Genomic DNA, 15,692 nt, shown 5'->3' on the forward strand with positions numbered 1-15,692 from the left:
AGCCCCGCGGAAAATTTCTATATCGATTCAGCTGTGTCTAGAACAACGGCATGATATACACCGCCATGGCGATGCAAGCGAGCCAAGCCAAAGCGAGAACCTGCAAAGTGCGGTCCTCCAGTGCAATCTCATCCGGAGCGCCACCCTGGCCGCGGTCCACATCGGCCGCATAGCGCAAGATGGCGATGGTAAACGGCACCATGGAGACTTGGTACCACACGCCACCGGTCTGGGCATCGTTAGCAAGCTCGAAGCCCCAGAGGGTGTAGCAGATAACCACCGCGGTGGCGGCTAGCGTCCACACGAAGCGCAGGTAGGTAGGCGTATAACCTTCCAGGGACTTGCGGATTTTCGCGCCGGTTTGCTCCACAAGAAGGATCTCCGAGTAGCGCTTGCCTGAGGCCATAAATAGCGAGCCAAAGGCCGCCACCAGCAGGAACCACTGCGAAAGCTCGATGCCTGCAGCCACGCCACCGGCCATGGTGCGCAGCATGAAGCCGGAGGAAACCAGGGCAATATCAATCACCGGCATGTGCTTCCAACCGAAGCAATAGCCCAATTGCAACGCGATATAAATCGCCATCACAATTGCCAGCTGCGGGCCAGCGGTAGCAAGGAAGGATAGCCCGATGGACAAGCAGATGAGCACCACGGCCATGACATAGGCGAGCTTGATGGGCAGCACGCCGGAGGCAATCGGGCGGAAGCGTTTGGTCGGATGCTCCTGATCCTCGCGCCAGTCCTTCGCATCATTGATCAGGTAGATGGAGGAAGCGCCGAGGCAGAAGACGACGAAGGCCAAGAGGACATCGACAAGCACGCGGCCGTGAAATAGGGCATCGGCGCCGGCCGCGGCGGGGGCCGCCAGCACGAGGACGTTTTTGACCCACTGCTTGGGACGCAGGGCCTTAATCATGCCATCAACAAGATTCTTCGGCGGCTTGCGCTTGCGGCCGGTATCTACGCCAGAGGTGTGCGGTTCCGAATGGAAAAAGTGCTGGTTTCCATCATCACTCATGCTTCATTCCTTTCATCACGACCTCTGCGGTAGCAGCGCCGATGGCCGCACCCACTGCCGTATCTGTTGGGTAGTGCACTCCGAGGACCATACGCGATGCCATCATGACTGGCACGCCGAGAAGCGGCGCATTGCAGCCGGTAAGGCGGCTCGCCGCCACCAGGAATGCAGTAGTCGAGGTCGCGTGCGAACTGGGAAAAGATAGCTTGGAGGGAGTCTTTACCCCCACGCGCACGTACGGATAATCGGGGCGCTTGCGGCGCACGATGCGCTTGAGCACCACGCTAGCGGCGTGCGCGAGAAAAGCAGCAGCGCCCACCCGGATCCAGCCCTCGCGGCGGCGCTTGTCGACGCCCGCCCCTACCGCAGCGCTGCCCATCCAGCCCAGGGCATGCTCGCCCCAGTGGCTGAGCCCGCGGGCGGTAGGAAGCACGCCGGGCACGTCAAAGGCCGCACCCTGGATGGATTCGAGGACGCGCGATTCTGCTACGGAAAGTTTATTGGGCATCAAAGACCTTCTTCCAGGACTCGCGCGAGGTCAGCTCCGGCTGCGCCGCACGGTATTCAGCGCGCAGGTCATCGAAGTTTTCCTCGATCTCCTTCAGTAGCTCGCGGGTCTGCGATACGAGGTCTTTGGCCAAGTCGCGGTCGCGCTTACGGAAGGCCACACCGGTGCCACCTGCGGTAGAGACGGTGGCAGAGTCCACGCGGGAAAGGGTAAACCACCGGGCCTCGTCCGGAGTGAGGTTAAGCTGAGGCGCCTCGTGGTGCGCAGCGTCTTCCTTGCTCACGAGGTGCTTGAGGCCCTTGATGGCCCACGGGATCTTCTTAATCTTGGCTAGGCGGCCGCCGATATTGCGCGTAGGCACACCCGGCGCGCCGGTGGGAGAGGGCAGCTCATCTGCGGATTCCAAAATAACAGCATCGGAATAGTTCTTGCGGATTTCCGCGATGCGCGGCAGCGAGGACTCCAGGATGTCAAAGAGATGGTCCGGCCCCGCTAGGAAGTCGCGCATAGCTTCAATCTGGATGGCCATGGTGGAGTATTCCATGCACATGGTGTGCTTGAGGGTGGACTTGAAGATGGACTTGGTAATGCCCTTGGCCGGTCCCTCGTGGTACATCGCGGCAACGATGAGGCGGTTGCGCAAGTGGAAATAGGCCTGCCAGTCAATGGCATCATCCTTATCGGCCCAAGCCATGTGCCAGATGGCGGCACCTGGCCAGGTCACCGTGGGGAAGCCATTGCGCGCTGCGCGCAGGGAATACTCGGTATCGTCCCACTTGATAAAGAGCGGCAGCGGCTGGCCGTTGGTTTCTGCCACAATGCGCGGGAAGAGGCACATCCACCAGCCGTTGTACTCCACGTCAACGCGGCGGTGCAGCGCGCGGGAATCGTACTTCTTGGGATCTAGGTGAGTTTCGCGGGTACCGATGGCGCGCAGCGGGTACTTGGCAAAGTCGTGGTCGTAGACGGCGTGCGGTGCCGCACCCCACATGAAATCGGCACGGTTGACGCGCTCGCCGGTAGTGCGCAGCTGGGAGCGCTCCTGCAGGTTAAGCATTTGGCCACCGACGATAATCGGCTTGGCAGCGTAACGGGCCGCTTGCACCGCGCGCAGCACGGAATCCGGTTCGATGGCGATGTCATCGTCCATATAAAGGATGAAGGGCGAATCGGTATTTTCCAGCGCCTCGTACATGATGCGGGAGTAGCCACCGGAGCCGCCCAGGTTGCCCTGGCGGAACTCGCGGAAGCGCTCGCCAAAGTGAGCGACTGCCTCGTCATAGCCTGGCTCATCAGCAGGGTGCTGGTTGCCTTGGTCCGGCATGAGGACGAAGTCGATGATTTCATCGACTACTGGGTCCTCGGCCAATGCCTTAAGGGCTGCTACGGCATCGGTCGGGCGGTTGAAAGTGGGAATGCCTACCGCCACGCGCTTGTCTTGGGCCGGCTGCTCGGTGCCGTCCGGCAGCACCTGCGGGCCGGGGGCGTGGGGGGAGCACCAGGCGGCGTCGGCAAGCGTGGTGTCCTGCTCGGCGGTGATATCGAACCACAGCCAGCCGCCGTCCTCGAAGTTTTTGAGTGGCAGCTCGAACTCATGGTGGCCGGTGCTTACCAGGTGGTTGGCCACGGAAATGCGCTGGCCATCCTGCTTGGAGCGGTAGAGGGAAATATTTGCCTGGCCCTCAATGTCCAGGCTGAGGATAACGGAGCGCAGCTGGGACCAGCGGCGCCAATAGGAGGCCGGGAAGGCGTTGAAGTAGGTTTCAAAAGAGGCTTCCTCGCCGGCCGGGATGGTTACGGACGTGCGGTTAAACCAGCTGAGGCGTTCGCGGTTTTGCTCGGCCTCGATGAGGTAGAGCATCCGCACATCAAAGGGCTCGCCGCGCTTAGGCAGCAGAATGCGCTGCAGGGGCTCATGGGCCTGGGTGTTGTTGGCAGTCACGATAACTTCGATTCTCCAAACGGTATAAACAGTAGTCAGCGATTTAGCGTAGTTGCTTTTGCATAAGTACTACGGTTTACACGCGGAGCCCGTAGGATGGAACATCATGAGATGGGTTCCTTGCGCGGCAGTAGTAGGTCTTTTTGCTGCAGCTAGCGCACCCGCCGCCCTCGCGGAGGACAAGCCCGCGGTGGATTTTTTGGACCACGCCCAGATTCTAAGCTCTTCGGACGAAGAGGCCGTGAAATCGCAAGCGCAGTCCATGCACCTTCCAGATTCCGTGCACGAGGTTGTCTACGCCACGTATCCGAATTCGGGCGAGGATTTTTCCCGCACCCTTTTGCATGACTTGGCGCGCGAGCACCCACAATTCATCAGCAACGGTGAGCTGCAGAAGAATGTACTCGTTATCGCCGTAGGCTTTGAACCCAATAGCATGGCCGTGCGCTGTGGCGCCCAAGTGTGCCGAGACATCAAGATTTATGACGCAGGCCGCGTGGACGGCATCTTGGATCAGATGCGGCCGGCGCTGGAGGACGATGACTATACCGTCGGCATGATCTTGGCCACGCGCGCCGCCGCGGATCCGACCGTGCGCCGGCAATATGCGCAGGAGGCGCCCACGTGGTCTATGTTCATTGCCACCACGTCAGTGATCGTGGTCCTCGCCGCGGTGGGGCTCATTACCTACTTGCTCACCCGCCGCGCCCGCCTGCGCAAGCGCTTTGACTATATTGCGGGAGTTCGCGATAGCGCCGAGGAGCTCATCGAGCGCACGGAGGCGCGCATTAATGCCCTGCAATCCCCCTTGGCGGGCGATTCCCTCAAGGTCCAGTGGCGTTTCCTAGTCAATCAGTACACCGATGCGCGGCCGACGCTCAAGGCCTTAGAACACGTCCAGGACTTTTCCTCGCATGCCGCCTCCATCAAGGAGTCCTATAAGGCGCTCAAGCAGATCCATACGGCCGCAGCGCAGATAGATTCCCTGGAAAAATTCTGCGACGGCGATACTGCGGTACGCGCCGGCGAGACGCAATGGCTGCTTAACGACGCCCAAACGGCCCTCTCCCGTCAACCCGACAACGCCAGCCTCCGCCAGATGACCCAGCGCATTAGTAACCTATCTCAGGACCTTTCGCGGGATGACTTTGACTTCGCCTTCGCTCGCCTCTTAGAGGACTACCACCCACTGGTGGGTGCGCTGCCAGAAAGGCTATATCCACAGCGCGACCGCCAGACTCCCCCGCTGTTGGGCACGCCGGAATGGCGCCCCGGCATGGGCACACACTATATGCCCTATAGGTTCGCGGGCTTCTGGGTGGCCAACAACAATGTCTCCTCCCAGCTACCGAACCCGTATCGCTTCTAGGCGTTAACCGGCTCAGTGACCGGATCAATGCCCAGCTTATTGAGCATGTAGAGCACGCGGGCTTCGAGGTCATCGGCCAATTCGCGCGCCTGCTCTACGGTATCCGCGGTAGGAATATCCCAGATTTTGATGTCTTTGCCTGCCTCATCGCGTTCGACCTCACGGCCTAGGAACACGATATAATCCGGCATCGCTACCGTCCGCACCTCATCAAGGTACTTATTTGGAGCCTCACCCATACCGCGCTCGTTCATGACGTGGGCGAGGTGGCCTTCTGCCTCGTTTTCCGGGTGGGCAACGGCGGTATCTACAAAGAGGGCCTCGCCGGCGTGCTTGCGGGTCAGTTCCGCCGCAGCCTGGGCCAGCGCATTATTAGTACCGGCGGCAAAGCGGATATGAAGGCGGTGAGCGCCGAAGTATTCACGCACCTCACGCTCCACCAATAGCGGCACGAATTCTTCGAGCTCTGCCTTCTTGGTGTGCTTGGCAATAACCTCATCGAGCTTGGCATCGATTTCTGCGGCGGTGTACTCGTGGCCGTAGTTTTCGTGCAGATCCTGACGCAGGGTTTCAAACTGGTTCATTGTTATCCCCTTTCTCGGATTATTGTCCCGTTTGCTAAGTGTTAACCTGGCGTTAACTTTACAGGTTAACGGTGGGTTAAGTCAAACGGTTGGGAGAAACCCAATAGTTTTCTGCACCGAAAATGCGGGAAGGCCCGCCGGGAGTTCCGGCAGGCCTTCTTGGACTGTTCCTTCTTTTTATCGGGAATGCGCGATGCACGGCTACGCAGTTTTAGATGCTCTTGCAGCCGCTCCGGCGACATTTTCCACATGCGGCGATCAGCCATACCGTCACCTCCTTCCTGCAGAGGTGATCAAGCTTAGTGGCCACGCTCCTGTTCGATAGCCTTGCCCTCGTTCCAGAATGGCGCGAGCTTATTATCAAACATGGACAGCGCGGAACCGATAGCCATGTGCATATCCAGGTACTGGTAGGTGCCCAAACGGCCACCGAAGAGAACCCTATTGTCCTTCGATTCCTGGGCGGCGAGCTTGCGATAGGCCTCCAGCTTAGTGCGGTCTTCCGGAGTATTAATCGGGTAATACGGCTCATCGCCTTTATCGGCGAAGCGCGAGTACTCCTTCATGATGACCGTCTTGTCCTTCGGATACTTATCCTTACGCTCCGGGTGGAAGTGGCGGAATTCATGGATGCGGGTGTAGTCCACGTCCGCATCGTTGTAGTTCATCACGGGCGTGCCCTGGAAATCGCCGGTGTCCAGCACCTCCAGATCAAAGTCGAGGGTGCGCCAGCCCAGCTCGCCCTCGGCAAAATCAAAGTAGCGGTCCAATGGGCCCGTGTAGACCACGGGCGCATCCGGAGACTCAGCGCGCAGCTCCTCACGAACCTCGAACCAATCGGTATCCAAACGGACCTCAATATTGTCGTGGTCAGCCATGTTTTCTAGCCATGCCGCGTAGCCGTCAACAGGCAGGCCCTCATAGGTGTCACTGAAGTAGCGATTGTTGAAGGTATAGCGCACCGGCAGGCGGGTGATATTCGCGGCCGGCAGCTCCTTCGGGTCGGTCTGCCACTGCTTAGCGGTGTAATCGCGAATAAAGGCCTCATACAGCGGGCGACCGATAAGGGAGATGGCCTTTTCCTCCAGGTTTTGCGCTTCTTCCGGGGAGAACTCGCCGGCCTGATCCTTGATGAGCTGGCGGGCCTCATCCGGGGAGTAGTAGCGGCCGAAGAACTGGTTAATAAGACCTAGACCCATCGGGAATTGGTAGGCGGTGCCATCGTGCATAGCAAAGACGCGGTGCTGGTAATCGGTGAAATCGGTGAACTTATTGCAGTAGTCCCACACGCGCTTATTGGAGGTGTGGAAGAGGTGCGCACCGTACTTGTGCACCTCGATTCCGGTGGTGGGTTCAGCCTCGGAGTAGGCATTGCCACCGAGGTGGTTGCGGCGCTCCACAATGAGCACCTTCTTATCCAGCTGACTAGCGGCGCGCTCGGCAACCGTGAGGCCAAAAAATCCAGAGCCAACAACGATGAGGTCATAAGAAGTCATGGCCCCCAGTTTATTGCACTTCGGCAACCGACACGGCGCAACGGCGTGTCGCAACAGGTTTCACAGAAGTCACAAACGTACCATCACAATCAATTCTTAACTTTTGGCAACCGTTTTTACAGCTGCACAACCCCAGGGAGATAACAGTGCAACAACGACGTCGACTAGTACCCACCAGGTCCAAGTGGTCCACCCCGGTCATTGCGGCAGTCACCTCTATCGCGCTCGCCGTGACCGCCGCATTCGGCGGCCAGCAGGTACTTAAGACCCAGGACTCCAACAATGGCGGTCCCATTGAGGTCAAAAACGCCTCCACCAGCTTCAGCGATGGCGAATCCATCGTCGTCGATGACCCCGCCGTAGCCGCGCAGGGCGATGGCGAAGGCCGCCGCGCGGTCAAGCAATTCCACCGCGACGAAACCTTCAACATGTTCGCCGTCACGTGGGAGGGCAAGCGCGATATCAACTCCTTCGTGCGCTCCAAACAGCAGGATGGCTCCTGGAGCGAGTGGCTGCCCATGGATGCGATGAACTACTCCGAGGGCAAGAACGGCACCGAGCTCATCTTCGTGGGCGATACCAACGATGTTCAGGTCTCTATGGCCAACGTCGACCTCGTGACCGGATCCAACCTGGACAAGAAGGAAGACTCCCTCCTGGACAAAGCCGCTAAGGGCGCTGATGCCCATCGCCCGGCACCGCTTGCCTACAACGTCGGCGATATCTCCCCCGTGGCCGATGAGCGCACCCAGGTTGCGGATCTCGACGCCGTGTTTATCGACGGTAATGCCCAAGCCGGCGAAGCTATCGAACCCACCGCGGAAACCGCGGGTATGCCCAAGGTTGTCTCCCGCGCTGGCTGGGGCGCCGACGAGTCCAAACGCTGCCAGCAGCCAACCTACGACGATGGCCTGAAAGCCATGACCCTGCACCACACCGCGGGTACCAATAACTACACCCGCGCGCAGGCAGCGGCACAGGTTCGCGGTGCTTATGAATACCATGCACAGACCCTGGGCTGGTGCGATATCGGCTACAACGTGCTGGTAGATAAGTTCGGCACCATCTATGAGGGCCGCTATGGCGGTTTGGACAAGGCTGTACAGGGTGCCCACGTAGGCGGCTTCAATGCCAATAACTGGGGCATTTCCATGATTGGCAACTACGAGGAAACCGAGCCTTCCCGCGAGATGCTCAACTCCGTGGCCGAGATTGCGGGCTGGAAGGCCGCTATTTCTGGCATCGATCCAATGGGCAAGGCCAGCTTGTACTCCGGCGGATTCAACGGCTCCAAGTTCCCTGCAGGAACCATGGCCACCGTGCCGGCGTTCGCGGGCCATAATGATTTTCACTACACGGCCTGCCCGGGTCAGTACACCATGCGCCACTGGGACGAAATCCGTAAGAACACCAAGCGCAAAGCAGATGCCATCAAGTCCGGCAAGAACAGTACGGATCTGAATTGGCAGAAGGCTCCTCAGCCCAATGCCCCCAAGACCCCGCAGCAGGTGGGTGGGGACATCACCTCCTCGCTAGGCGACGTCGAGGTACCAGTCTCCACTATCTCCGCCCTCGCTGGAATCGCTGCCGCAGTCTTCGGCGTGCTCATCGCCAATGACCGCCTGCAGAAGCCTGATACCGATCAAAAGGTGGCGGGCAACCTGACCACCGGCGATATTCCGGAGATTGTCAATAAGGTCGTACAGGTTTCGAATAACGAAGGCCTCAAGGAGTCTTGGACCTCCGTCCTCAACGCTTTCGGCCCGGTGCTGGGCCTGGCAGTTGGCGGCCCGGATACCACCGATGGCGGCAAGATCCTCTACCAGCTCTTCCAGAATGGCGTGGTGCTCTCCTCTAAGGAGTCCGGTACCAAGGCGCTCACCGGTGAAATTGCCAAGAAGTGGTCCGAGGGCGATAATGCTTCCAAGCTCGGCCTGCCTACGTCCAATGAGGAGAAGAATGGCAAGGAAATCCGCGTGAAATTCCAGGGCGGCGAGATTGTCTACAACACCGAAACGGAAAAGGTAGACATCTTCACCGACTAGAACCAGCGCTCTAGCACCTTTGCCACGCCCGCCTGGTGGTTAGCAACGGTGACCGCGTCCGCGGCCGCCTTAACCTCTGGGTGGGCGTTTTCCATGGCCACACCGCAGCCAGCCCAGCGCAGCATCTCAATATCATTAGGCATATCCCCAAATGCGATCGTCTCCTGCTGGGCGACGCCGGTGTGCTCAGCCAACCATTCCACCCCGCGGCGCTTGGTCACATTGGGCGCGGCAACCTCCAGAATCCCTTCCTGCATGGAATACGTCAGGTGCGCGAGCTCCGGATCGATATGGGGCGCGATGAGCTCATACAGCTTCGGAGCGGAGTAGTCCGTATTGCGGATAAGAAACTTCACGGCAGGCTGCCCCACAAGCTCGCCCATGCTGACCACCCCGAAGCCTTCAAAGAGGGCGTTTTCGGAGTAGTGGCGTTCGACTACGAAGAGGTCCTCGACGGCGTCGCCAAGCGAGCCTCCTGCCCGCTCCGCTCCAAAGCCCACGGTACCCAACACCGTCTGGGCCACATTCACCACTTCTGCCAACGCTGCAGGTGAAAGCTCGTGGGCGGACATCACGCGGTCCTCCGCAGAATCATAGAGCACCGCCCCATTCGAAGTCACACACACCGGGCGGACGGGAAGCTGCTCCAACACGGGCGCTATCCACCGGAACGGCCGGCCAGTGGAAAGCGCAAAATAGGCACCCTGTTGGACCGCCCGCGCCACGGCGTCACGGTTGCGACGCGGGACACGGTGGTTGCGGTCCAGCAGGGTGCCGTCAATATCGCTCGCGATGAGGCGAGGAGCGCGGGCAGGGAAATTCTCCATACCCGCGAGTTTACTTCAGGACTTAGAAGTCCAGATCCTCGTCCTCGTTATCTTCCCAGTCCAAGGAACGCTTAATAGCGCGCTTCCAGTCGCGGTAGAGAGCCTCTACCTCTTCCTTCTCACGCTTCGGCTTAAACACCTTCATGTCTCCTGTCTGGCTACCCAAAACGCTCAGGTCATCCCAGAAGCCATTGTCCAAACCTGCCGCGAAGGCCGCGCCGGTCGCGGTGGTCTCGATATTCTTCGGACGGTGTACTTCCACGCCGAGCATGTCCGCTTGGAACTGCATCAGAAGTTCGTTCATGGTCATGCCGCCGTCCACGCGCAGCTCGGTGATCTCCACACCGGAGTCTGCCACCATCGCATCGGCCACGTCGCGAGTCTGGTATGCAGTGGACTCGAGCACGGCGCGAGCCAAGTGCTTGCGGTTGGCAAAGCGGGTCAGGCCCACGATGACGCCACGAGCATCCGGGCGCCAGTACGGGGCGAAGAGGCCAGAGAAGGCAGGCACGATGTAGACGCCGCCGTTGTCTTTAACTTCGCGAGCCAGGTTCTCGATGGACGCAGCATTCGGGATAATCTGCAGATTATCGCGCAGCCACTGCACTAGGGAACCGCCCATGGATACGGAGCCCTCCAACGCGTAGACAGGGCGTTCGCCCTCACGCTGGAAGCACACGGTGGTCAGCAGGCCATTCTCAGAGAACTTCGGGGTGGTGCCCGTGTTCAGCAGGAGGAACAATCCGGTTCCGTAGGTATTCTTTGCAGAGCCGGCGCGGAAGCAGCCTTGGCCAAACATCGCAGACTGCTGGTCACCCAGGATGGCGCGGATAGGAACACCGGAGAGCGAACCGCGCTCACGCACGGTACGGAAATCACCGAGGGATGGGCGAATCTCCGGCAGCATGGACATTGGGATGCCCATTTCCTTGCACAGTTCCTCATCCCACTCCAGCTTTTCGATGTCCATGAGCAGGGTGCGGGAGGCATTGGTGACGTCGGTAGCGTGCAGAGCCTCACGGCCAGCATCGCCCTCGGCACCGCCGGTGAGGTTCCACAATAGCCAGCTGTCAATGGTGCCGAAGAGCAGATCGCCGGCCTCGGCGCGCTCGCGTGCGCCCTCGACGTTATCGAGGATCCACTTCACCTTCGGGCCGGCCGGGTAGGAGTTAATGAAAAGACCGGTGCGGCGGCGCCACTTTTCCGGGCCTTCCTCTCCCGAGAGCTCCTTACAGATGGCGGTAGTGCGGGTATCTTGCCAGACAATAGCGTTGTAGACCGGCTTGCCGGTGTGCTTATTCCACACCACGGTGGTCTCTCGCTGATTGGTGATACCTACCGAGTCAATGTCTTCCACGGTGATATCGCCATTGGCAAGAGCCTCACCGACGGCGCGACGGGTATTGCTCCAGATTTCTTCCGGGTCGTGTTCTACCCAGCCCTTTTCGGGAAAGATCTGCTCGTGTTCGAGCTGACCAACGGCAACCTGCTCGCCATCGTGGTTAAAGATAATGCAGCGCGTCGACGTAGTTCCCTGATCGATTGCGGCGACGTATTTCTTGTTAGTCATGTGTCTAGTCTCCTGTACAAAAATGGATTTAGAGCGCAACGGACAACAGGCCAACGGCTACAGCCGCGACCAGCGGGGCCACGATAGGGACCCAAGCATAGCCCCAGTTCGCACTGCCTTTGTCCTGGATGGGCAAGATGAATGCATAGGCAATTCGCGGGCCCAGATCACGGACCGGATTGATGGCATAACCCGTGGGGGTACCAAGGGACAGACCGACTGCCACAACAACGAAGGCAACAGCGAAGTAGCTCATGGGGCCTAGCTCACCGCCGGTTGGGCCGAAGGCGATGAACATCAACAGCACGCAGGTAGCGATAAACTCCGTCACCGCATTCCACCCGTTTTTAGGGTGGGCCGGCTTGGTAAAGAAGATGCCGTTCGTGTTCTTATTGGCGCCGGTGACGTTTCCGGCATCGTCGTAATTATTGGCGTCAAAAAGCTGCTTGAAGGCAGCCCATGCCAGGATGGCACCCAGGATTGCGCCAAGGATCTGGCCTAGGCAGTAATACGGAACCAGGGACCATTCGAGCGATCCATTGACGGCCAACATGACGGTGACGGCGGGGTTGAGGTGCCCGCCCGTGGGGTCGGCCACGCTGGCGCCGACGAAGACCGCCATGCCCCAGCCTAGGGCAATAACGATCCAATCGGAGCCGCGCGCGCCAGAGGTGCGCAGGTTTACCAGCGCACATACGCCGTTACCTAGAAGGAGCAGCAACGCGGTGCCGATAAACTCCCACAGGAATGCATCAAATCCGGTCATAACTTATACCTCGTTTTGGGTAGGTCGGGCAGATCCTGCGCGGACCAAAATGTCATTGGCCTCGCGGTCAGTTACCGCAGCTTCTGCTTCAAGTTCGGCCTGGGTGTGGGCTTTGAATTGGGATACCTCGCGCTCCTTGTCGGCGTCACTCCAGCCCAGCAGTGGTGCCACAAAGTCAGCAACTGCCGGGGCGGCATTCACGCCGCGGTCGCCAAACTCGATGGCGATACGCAGACGACGGGACAGGATGTCCTCCAAGTGCAATGCGCCTTCGTGAGTGACGGCGTAGCGGACCTCGGCCCACAGGTAGGACTCGGCACCTGGAACTGGCTCCAGCAGCGAAGCATCCTCGGCTGCAGGTGCCAAAACCTCACCCAGCAGGGAGCCATAGCGGCCAAGCAGGTGCTCGATGAACTTTTCGCTCAGGTTGTAGCGACGGGCCAGAGATGGGACTTGGTTAGCTAGAGCATGGTAGCCAGCGGCGCCCAAGATCGGGGTTTGCTCAGTGATGGACTCTGGCACCTTGGTATCTAGTTCTTGGACTGCTAGATCCACGGCGTCCTTACCAATGACGCGGTACGTGGTGTACTTACCGCCGGCAACAGAGACCATGCCTGGGGCCACGCGCGCAACGGCGTGGTTACGGGAAAGGTTGGTGGTGGAATCAGACTTGCCGGACAGCAGCGGGCGTAGACCGGAGTAGACGCCCACGATGTCATCGCGGGTGATCTTACGGCGTACGCGCTGGTTAACCTGGTCCAAAATATAATCAATATCGGACTTGGTTGGTGCCGGATCCGGCAGGGACAGTCCCTTTTCCCAATCGGTGTCGGTGGTACCGATGATCCAGTACTCGCCCCATGGGATAACGAAGAGGACGGACTTTTCGGTTACGAAGCACAGGGCCGCGTCCGCATCGAGCGCATCCTTTGGCACAACGATGTGTACGCCCTTGGACGCGTGCACGGTGAACTTGCCTTCCACGCCGGCCATCTCTTGAACCTTGTCATTCCACACGCCGGTAGCGTTGATGAAGACCTTGCCGCGCACAGTGGTTTCGCGCCCAGTGGCGGTATCGCGAACCTTGGCACCTACGATGCGGCCGCCGCGGTCCTTGTCAAAGCCAATGACCTCGGTATTGGTGCGGACATCGGCGCCGTACTCGGCGGCGGTACGCAGCACGGTCATGGTATGGCGGGCGTCATCCACGAGGGTGTCGTAGTAGCGAACGCCACCCACAATGGCATCATCCTTCAGGCCCGGGGTCACCTTCAGCACGCCCTTACGGGTCAAGTGCTTCTGCATTGGCACGCTCTTCGATCCGCCCATGAGGTCATAGAGCGTAAATCCACCGAACATCATGACGCGCTCCCATACATGGTGGGTCAGCGGGAAGATGAACTTCAACGGCTTCACCAGGTGAGGTGCCAGGGTAGACATGTTGAGCTCGCGCTCCTTGAGGGACTCTGCCACGAGGCGGAAGTCAAACATTGCCAGGTAGCGCAGGCCACCGTGGAACATCTTGGAGGAGCGGGAAGAGGTACCTGCGGCGAAGTCGCGTGCCTCAATGACTGCGGTCTTCAGACCGCGGGTGGCGGCATCCGCTGCCGCACCGGCGCCTACGGAACCGCCACCAATAATGACTACGTCGTAGTCCTCATCTGCGTACCCGTTCCATAGATTTTCAAAGTATTCGGGATTAAAGGATTGATTGCTTTGCTGGATCATTACTGACCGCATCTCCTTCCTTGGTGCTTGCATGTGCCTGGGCCATTGGTCCGTGAATGAGATGGCATAAGCACAGCTAAAAGCAGGTAATTTTGGGTTCGGTGGAAAGTATCGCACCGGGGCTACAGAGACTTCATCTCCTAAAATATATGTTAGGGGTCACCGACTTGAGTTACACATGTGGTTACTCACACGTAAGTTTCAGGCCCGTAAGCAGTCAGTTTCCTTAAAATACTTAGACTTCCAAAAAGAAAACCACCCCCTCGCGGGGGTGTAAAGCGGACGGAAAACTGTCGCTATTTCTTCGCTAAACGTGCCATCGCCTCGAGTACCTCTGACATTCCGGCCTTTTCTGCCGAGTAGGTTACCGCTTGAGCACCCTTGACCACCTCTATCGGGGCAGTTTCCAAAGCCACCACCGGCATCCATTCGAGGAAGTCCTCATCCCCCGGCTCATTTGCAAAGACTAGAGTCTCTTCCGGCTCAACCTGCAGATCCTCTAGGATGCGCTCCACGCCTTGTGCCGCACTGGCGGCAGTAACGGACATTGCTGCAGCATCGAGGCGCGGCTGTGCAACATCCTCATCAATGACAATGGTCCACACGGCTTGTGGAACATCCACATCGCCCGCGGGCGATACCACTATGAGAACTTCGGCCGCCGGGTAGATATCCGCAAAAGCCTTGCGCAACCGCGGGGTCAGTGCCCCATCCTCCCAATTCAGCGCACTACTGTGCGCTACCACCACACGCGGGATGGAGGAGAATTGAGCCTTCATGCGGTGCGGCAGGCGCGAGACGATAAGCCGGGATTGGGTAGCTGCTGCCAAAAGGCCCTGCTCAGCTTTAGAACCGGCCCAAATCTCTTTGCTGCTGGCGGTAATGGAAGCCTGGGTTTGCGCCACATCAGATTTCAGTTGCGCCATAACATCCGCGACCTTATCGCGGCCTTCATCCAAACCACGTGTTGCCTCTTCCACCACGGCGTTGAGATTGGCTTTGATCCAATCCAAAGTCTCTGGGGCGGTGCGCGCCTTAGTCTTGGGCGCATCCTCTTCATCCCCCTTGGCGGCGGCCATGCGGTTGCGCACTAGGTCAACCGTGGTGACGGATACGCGTTCTTTAAGCCCCACCAGATCATCACGTAGTCGGCGCACACGGTGGCGCTCAGTTTCTACTTCAGCATCCCGCTCCTCCGCTTCTTCGAGGGTGGGAGCGCCGCCGCCCTTACGGGCGGGCACCCAATATTCGCCCGCTGGCATGGGGCCAAATTCAGCTTCGTACTGTTCCCATAGCCCTTCCAACGCCTCTTGCATTCGGCGCCTGATCTCCGCGGTATCCGCTTCCGCATCACCAGTGGGATAGTACGGCTCTAGGGCAGTGATAAAGACTGGAGTCTTCGTCCGCCCCAGATTCTTTTTATGCCCCTTGGTCCACAGGCGCTGGGAGCCGAAGATGACCTGCGGGATTACCGGCACCCCAGCCTCATAGGCGATGCGGGAGGCACCACTTTTCATGCTGCGGATTTCGAAGCTGCGGGAAATCGTGCCTTCAGAAAACACCCCGACAAGTTCGCCCTCTTTAGCGAGCCGAACCGCCTGCCGCATCGAGGCACTGCCATCGATGCGATCAACTGGCACGTGGTGCATGGCCTTGAGCAAGGGACCCGCTAGCGGGGCTTTAAAGATGCCAGCCTTTGCCAAGAAGCGCACGAGGCGCTTTTTGCGGTAAGCCAAAAAGGCCCCGAAGAGGAAGTCCATGTAGCCGGTGTGGTTACAGACCAACACCGCGCCGCCTTCATCGGGGATATTTTCTTCACCCGAAAGGCGCATTTTTAAT

At 59.1% G+C, this 15,692-nt stretch carries 13 protein-coding genes; 2 read left to right on the plus strand and 11 right to left on the minus strand.

What is annotated here, in order from left to right:
* Window positions 1–37 precede the first annotated feature (37 nt).
* The 3 genes from WMP97_RS09405 to WMP97_RS09415 are packed head-to-tail and all read right to left on the minus strand — an operon-like array spanning window position 38 to window position 3,468.
* Complete coding sequence (locus WMP97_RS09405; RefSeq protein WP_023020079.1) at window positions 38–1,018, minus strand: decaprenyl-phosphate phosphoribosyltransferase; 981 nt, start codon at window positions 1,016–1,018, stop codon at window positions 38–40.
* Window positions 1,011–1,526, minus strand: coding sequence for a phosphatase PAP2 family protein (locus tag WMP97_RS09410; RefSeq protein ID WP_340440379.1), 516 nt, complete (start codon window positions 1,524–1,526; stop codon window positions 1,011–1,013). The genes WMP97_RS09405 and WMP97_RS09410 overlap by 8 nt, the downstream gene beginning before the upstream one ends.
* Window positions 1,516–3,468, minus strand: coding sequence for a glycosyltransferase (locus WMP97_RS09415; protein WP_301733060.1), 1,953 nt, complete (start codon window positions 3,466–3,468; stop codon window positions 1,516–1,518). Before WMP97_RS09415 ends, WMP97_RS09410 begins: the two co-directional genes overlap by 11 nt.
* 106 nt (window positions 3,469–3,574) lie before the next feature.
* Here WMP97_RS09415 and WMP97_RS09420 point away from each other — a divergent pair, with 106 nt between their 5' ends.
* The gene (locus WMP97_RS09420) at window positions 3,575–4,837 is read left to right on the plus strand and encodes a TPM domain-containing protein (protein WP_340440380.1); all 1,263 of its coding nucleotides are present in this window, start codon (window positions 3,575–3,577) and stop codon (window positions 4,835–4,837) included.
* Here the strand turns inward: WMP97_RS09420 and WMP97_RS09425 are convergent.
* The 3 genes from WMP97_RS09425 to glf all read right to left on the minus strand — a co-directional run bounded on the left by WMP97_RS09425 (window position 4,834) and on the right by glf (window position 6,917).
* Window positions 4,834–5,421, minus strand: coding sequence for a three-helix bundle dimerization domain-containing protein (locus tag WMP97_RS09425; RefSeq protein WP_248099964.1), 588 nt, complete (start codon window positions 5,419–5,421; stop codon window positions 4,834–4,836). The genes WMP97_RS09420 and WMP97_RS09425 overlap by 4 nt on opposite strands.
* A gap of 65 nt (window positions 5,422–5,486) precedes the next feature.
* Window positions 5,487–5,687, minus strand: a complete 201-nt coding sequence (locus WMP97_RS09430; protein WP_340440381.1) for a DEAD/DEAH box helicase — start codon at window positions 5,685–5,687, stop codon at window positions 5,487–5,489.
* A 33-nt stretch (window positions 5,688–5,720) separates the two neighbouring features.
* Window positions 5,721–6,917: a UDP-galactopyranose mutase gene (gene glf / locus WMP97_RS09435; protein WP_340440382.1), complete on the minus strand. Its 1,197-nt coding sequence runs from the start codon at window positions 6,915–6,917 to the stop codon at window positions 5,721–5,723.
* A gap of 146 nt (window positions 6,918–7,063) precedes the next feature.
* Here glf and WMP97_RS09440 point away from each other — a divergent pair, with 146 nt between their 5' ends.
* Window positions 7,064–8,962 (plus strand): N-acetylmuramoyl-L-alanine amidase, encoded by a 1,899-nt coding sequence (locus WMP97_RS09440; protein WP_301733063.1) that lies wholly within the window; start codon window positions 7,064–7,066, stop codon window positions 8,960–8,962.
* On the opposite strand, the gene WMP97_RS09445 is transcribed toward WMP97_RS09440, so the two are convergent.
* The 5 genes from WMP97_RS09445 to WMP97_RS09465 all read right to left on the minus strand — a co-directional run bounded on the left by WMP97_RS09445 (window position 8,959) and on the right by WMP97_RS09465 (window position 15,685).
* Window positions 8,959–9,789: an HAD family hydrolase gene (locus WMP97_RS09445; protein WP_340440383.1), complete on the minus strand. Its 831-nt coding sequence runs from the start codon at window positions 9,787–9,789 to the stop codon at window positions 8,959–8,961. The two genes, WMP97_RS09440 and WMP97_RS09445, sit on opposite strands and share 4 nt — an antisense overlap.
* 22 nt (window positions 9,790–9,811) lie before the next feature.
* Window positions 9,812–11,359, minus strand: a complete 1,548-nt coding sequence (glpK, locus tag WMP97_RS09450) for a glycerol kinase GlpK (protein WP_340440384.1) — start codon at window positions 11,357–11,359, stop codon at window positions 9,812–9,814.
* Between the two features lie 28 nt (window positions 11,360–11,387).
* Window positions 11,388–12,125: an MIP/aquaporin family protein gene (locus tag WMP97_RS09455; protein WP_049359904.1), complete on the minus strand. Its 738-nt coding sequence runs from the start codon at window positions 12,123–12,125 to the stop codon at window positions 11,388–11,390.
* Between the two features lie 3 nt (window positions 12,126–12,128).
* On the minus strand, window positions 12,129–13,853 hold the full coding sequence (locus WMP97_RS09460; protein ID WP_316328238.1) for a glycerol-3-phosphate dehydrogenase/oxidase: 1,725 nt from the start codon (window positions 13,851–13,853) through the stop codon (window positions 12,129–12,131).
* A gap of 296 nt (window positions 13,854–14,149) precedes the next feature.
* Window positions 14,150–15,685: a lysophospholipid acyltransferase family protein gene (locus WMP97_RS09465; protein WP_340440385.1), complete on the minus strand. Its 1,536-nt coding sequence runs from the start codon at window positions 15,683–15,685 to the stop codon at window positions 14,150–14,152.
* Between the last annotated feature and the right edge of the window lie 7 nt (window positions 15,686–15,692).

The sequence above is a fragment of the Corynebacterium sp. KPL4072 genome (assembly GCF_037908395.1).
Taxonomy (GTDB): Bacteria; Actinomycetota; Actinomycetes; order Mycobacteriales; family Mycobacteriaceae; genus Corynebacterium; species Corynebacterium kefirresidentii.